This is a genomic window from Amycolatopsis ruanii, assembly GCF_003385175.1.
Classification (GTDB): Bacteria; Actinomycetota; Actinomycetes; order Mycobacteriales; family Pseudonocardiaceae; genus Amycolatopsis_E; species Amycolatopsis_E thermalba.
This window is the reverse complement of the sequence record NZ_PQHY01000155.1, coordinates 1-3,130: the sequence shown is the minus strand read 5'-3', so window position 1 is coordinate 3,130 and position 3,130 is coordinate 1. Positions and strand designations below refer to the sequence as shown.

General features: G+C 72.9%; 2 protein-coding genes. Both read left to right on the top strand.

The window, feature by feature from the left end; all coding sequences use genetic code 11:
* A partial coding sequence (locus D0D28_RS35235; protein WP_162831281.1) for a helicase HerA domain-containing protein occupies positions 1-2,125 on the top strand: 2,125 nt, incomplete at its 5' end.
* A gap of 45 nt (positions 2,126-2,170) precedes the next feature.
* Positions 2,171-3,130, top strand: a 960-nt coding sequence (locus D0D28_RS35230; protein ID WP_116115525.1) for a replication-relaxation family protein, incomplete at its 3' end; no start/stop codon positions are given.

Below are 3,130 nucleotides of genomic sequence, written 5' to 3'. Positions count from 1 at the left end.
CAACCTGGTAGAACGGGCCGTCGAAGCCGCCTGGCCCGGCTACCACAACCGCACCAGCCCCGCCACCGCCCCCTTCCCCACCCCAGCGGCCGGGCGGCGGATCGTGGTGGGCGGGCAGCTGCGCCTCGCCCGCCCCGAATCGCTGCCGCTCCGCACCGACTTCGACGCCGACCCCATCCGCGGCCTGCTCGGCGCCCCGGTGGGGCTGGGCCGTGGCGAGCACGCCTGCGTACAGATCCTCGCCCGCCCGGTCACGGGCCGCCGTGTCGCCCGGGCCCGCCGCGCGGCCCGCCGGGTCCACCACAGCTCCCCCACCCGCCTCGGCGGCCGGATCCTCGACGCAATCACCCCCGGCGCGAACGCCACCCGGCGTGGCCGGACCCCGGATGCGCGGCGGATCAGCCAGGACCCGCAGCTGTCGCTGGAGTACTCCGCCCAGAACAAGGCCATCGTGGGCAAGCAGCGCGGCTCCCAGTACGAGACCCTCGTGCGCTACGCCGTCGCTACCGACCTCCCCGCCGACGCCCCGGATAAGCTGGTGCGCCAGGCCCGCGATGCTGCCCGCGGCCGGGCCCACGCGCTGGCCGCCGCGTTCGCCGCCTACACCGAACACAACCACTACACCCGCACCCGACTACGCCACCCCGCCCACGCCCTCGCCACCCGGCGGCTCGACCGCGGCGATCTGCTGTCGGTGCCCGAGCTCGCGGCGATCGCGCACCTGCCCACCGACGCCGAGATCCCCGGTGTCGAACGCGCCGGCGCCAAAGCCGTCGCCCCACCACCCGGCATCGCCACCCCCGGCCCGCAAGTCAAACCACTCGGCCGCGCCGACACCGGCCACGCCCGCCCGGTCGGGCTGCGGGTCGCCGACGCCCGCCACCACCTGCACGTCCTCGGCGCCACCGGCTCCGGCAAATCAACCCTGCTCGGCACCCTCGTCCTCGACGACACCACCCACCACCGGGGAGTCGTGGTCATCGACCCCAAGGGCGACCTCGTCACCGACATCCTCAACCGCCTGCCCCGCACCGCGGCGGACCGGGTGGTGCTCTTCGACGCCGACTCCCGCCACCGCCCACCCATCCTCAACCCCCTGGAGGGCGGCGAAACCGACCGCGAAGTCGACAACCTCGTCTCCGTTTTTCGCCGCGTGTACTCGGCGTTCTGGGGCCCGCGCACCGACGACCTGATGCGCGCCGCCTGCCTCACCCTGCGGGCCCAGGACGGCGTGCCCACCCTGGCCGACCTGCCCAAACTGCTCGCCAGCGAGGCATTCCGGGCCCGCATCACCACCGGCCTGACCGACCCCGTGCTGACCGGGTTCTGGCAGTGGTACGACGACCTCACCGACAGCTCCCGCAGCCAGGTGATTTCGCCGCTGATGAACAAACTGCGCGCGTTCCTGCTGCGCCCCTTCGTCAAAGAAGCGATCGCCGGAGGCCGCTCCACCGTGGACATGGGGCAGGTGCTCGACGAGGGCGGCATCTGCCTGGTCCGCATCCCCAAAGGCTCGCTGGGTGAGGAAACCACCCGCCTCGTCGGGTCGCTGGTGGTGGCCCGCACCTGGCAGGCCACCACCGCCCGCGCCCGCGTCCCGCAACGCCTGCGCCCCGACGCCAGCCTCGTGGTCGACGAGTGCCACAACTTCCTCAACCTTCCCTACCCACTGGAAGACATGCTGGCCGAAGCGCGGGGATTCCGGGTGGCGATGACCCTCGCCCACCAGCACCTCGGCCAGCTGCCCCGCGAACTCAAAGAAGGCATCTCCACCAACGCCCGCAGCAAAATCTTCTTCTCCGCCAGCCCCGAAGACGCCCGCGAACTCGCACGCCACACCACACCCCGGCTCTCCGACCACGACCTGTCCCACCTCGGCGCCTACCACGCCGCCGCCCGCCTGGTCGTCCACGGCGAAGAAACCGAACCCTTCACCCTCACCACCACACCCCTACCCGACCCGATCCCCGGACAGGCCCGCGAAATCCGCGCCGCACTGCGCGCCCAACGCCGCTCACACAACACCGGCGCACGCACACCCATCACCACGCGGACCCGGCCTGCCGCACGACCGGTGGCGCCGACCCGGCCGCGCAAGACCGACCCGCGCCGCACCCGCCCCTAACTCGGCACTTGTCCACACCCTGTTGATGACTCTGAGGGAACGCCTGTGATCACCATGACCACGCGTCAGCACACGCTGCGCGGACACCTGCCCGGGCACCGCAGCCCCCGCGCCGCCGGCTCGGTCGAGCACCAGGCCATGCTCGCCGCCCGGCTCACCGCCCGCGACCGGTGGATCCTGGCCCTGCTGCACGAACACCGGGTCCTGACCAGCAGCCAGATCCAGGACGCCGCGTTCCCCTCCGGCCGCTCCGCCCGGCAACGGCTGCGCGATCTCTACCTATGGCGGGCCGTGTCGCGGTTCCAGCCGTTCCGGCAACACGGCTCCGCCCCCATGCACTACGTCCTCGGGCCCGCCGGCGCCGCCGTCCTCGCCGCCGAGCACGGCCTGGAGGTCAAAGAACTCGGCTACCGCCACGACCGCGCCATGGGCATCGCCCACAACCAGCGCCTCGCCCACACAATCGGCGTCAACGACTTCTTCACCGCCCTGATCGCTCGCACCCGCGCCACCCGGGACGAGGCGCTGGTGGCGTGGTGGTCCGAAACACGCTGCGCCCGCCACTTCGGCGACCTCGTGATTCCCGACGGCTACGGTCGCTGGCGCACCACCGCCCGGGAGATCGAGTGGTTCCTCGAGTTCGACACCGGCACCGAATCCCTCACCAAGGTCGGCCGCAAACTCATCGGCTACGCGCGACTGGCCGACGCCACTGGCATCGCCACCCCCGTGCTCATCTGGCTGCCCACCACCCGCCGCGAAGCCGGCGCCCGCACCGCGCTTGCCCGCGTGCACGCCGACCTCGACAACCGTCACGCCGTCCCGGTCGCCACCGCCGCAGCCGACCAACTGAACCCGCGCACGGCGCAGCCGAGCCCCGCCGAGGCCGTGTGGCTGCCGCTGACCACCGCACGCGCCGACCGCGCCGGACCCCGCTACACCCTCGCCGAGCTGCCCGACGCCTGGCCCGGCCTCCCGCCACCGTCCGACCTCACCACCCCCGAC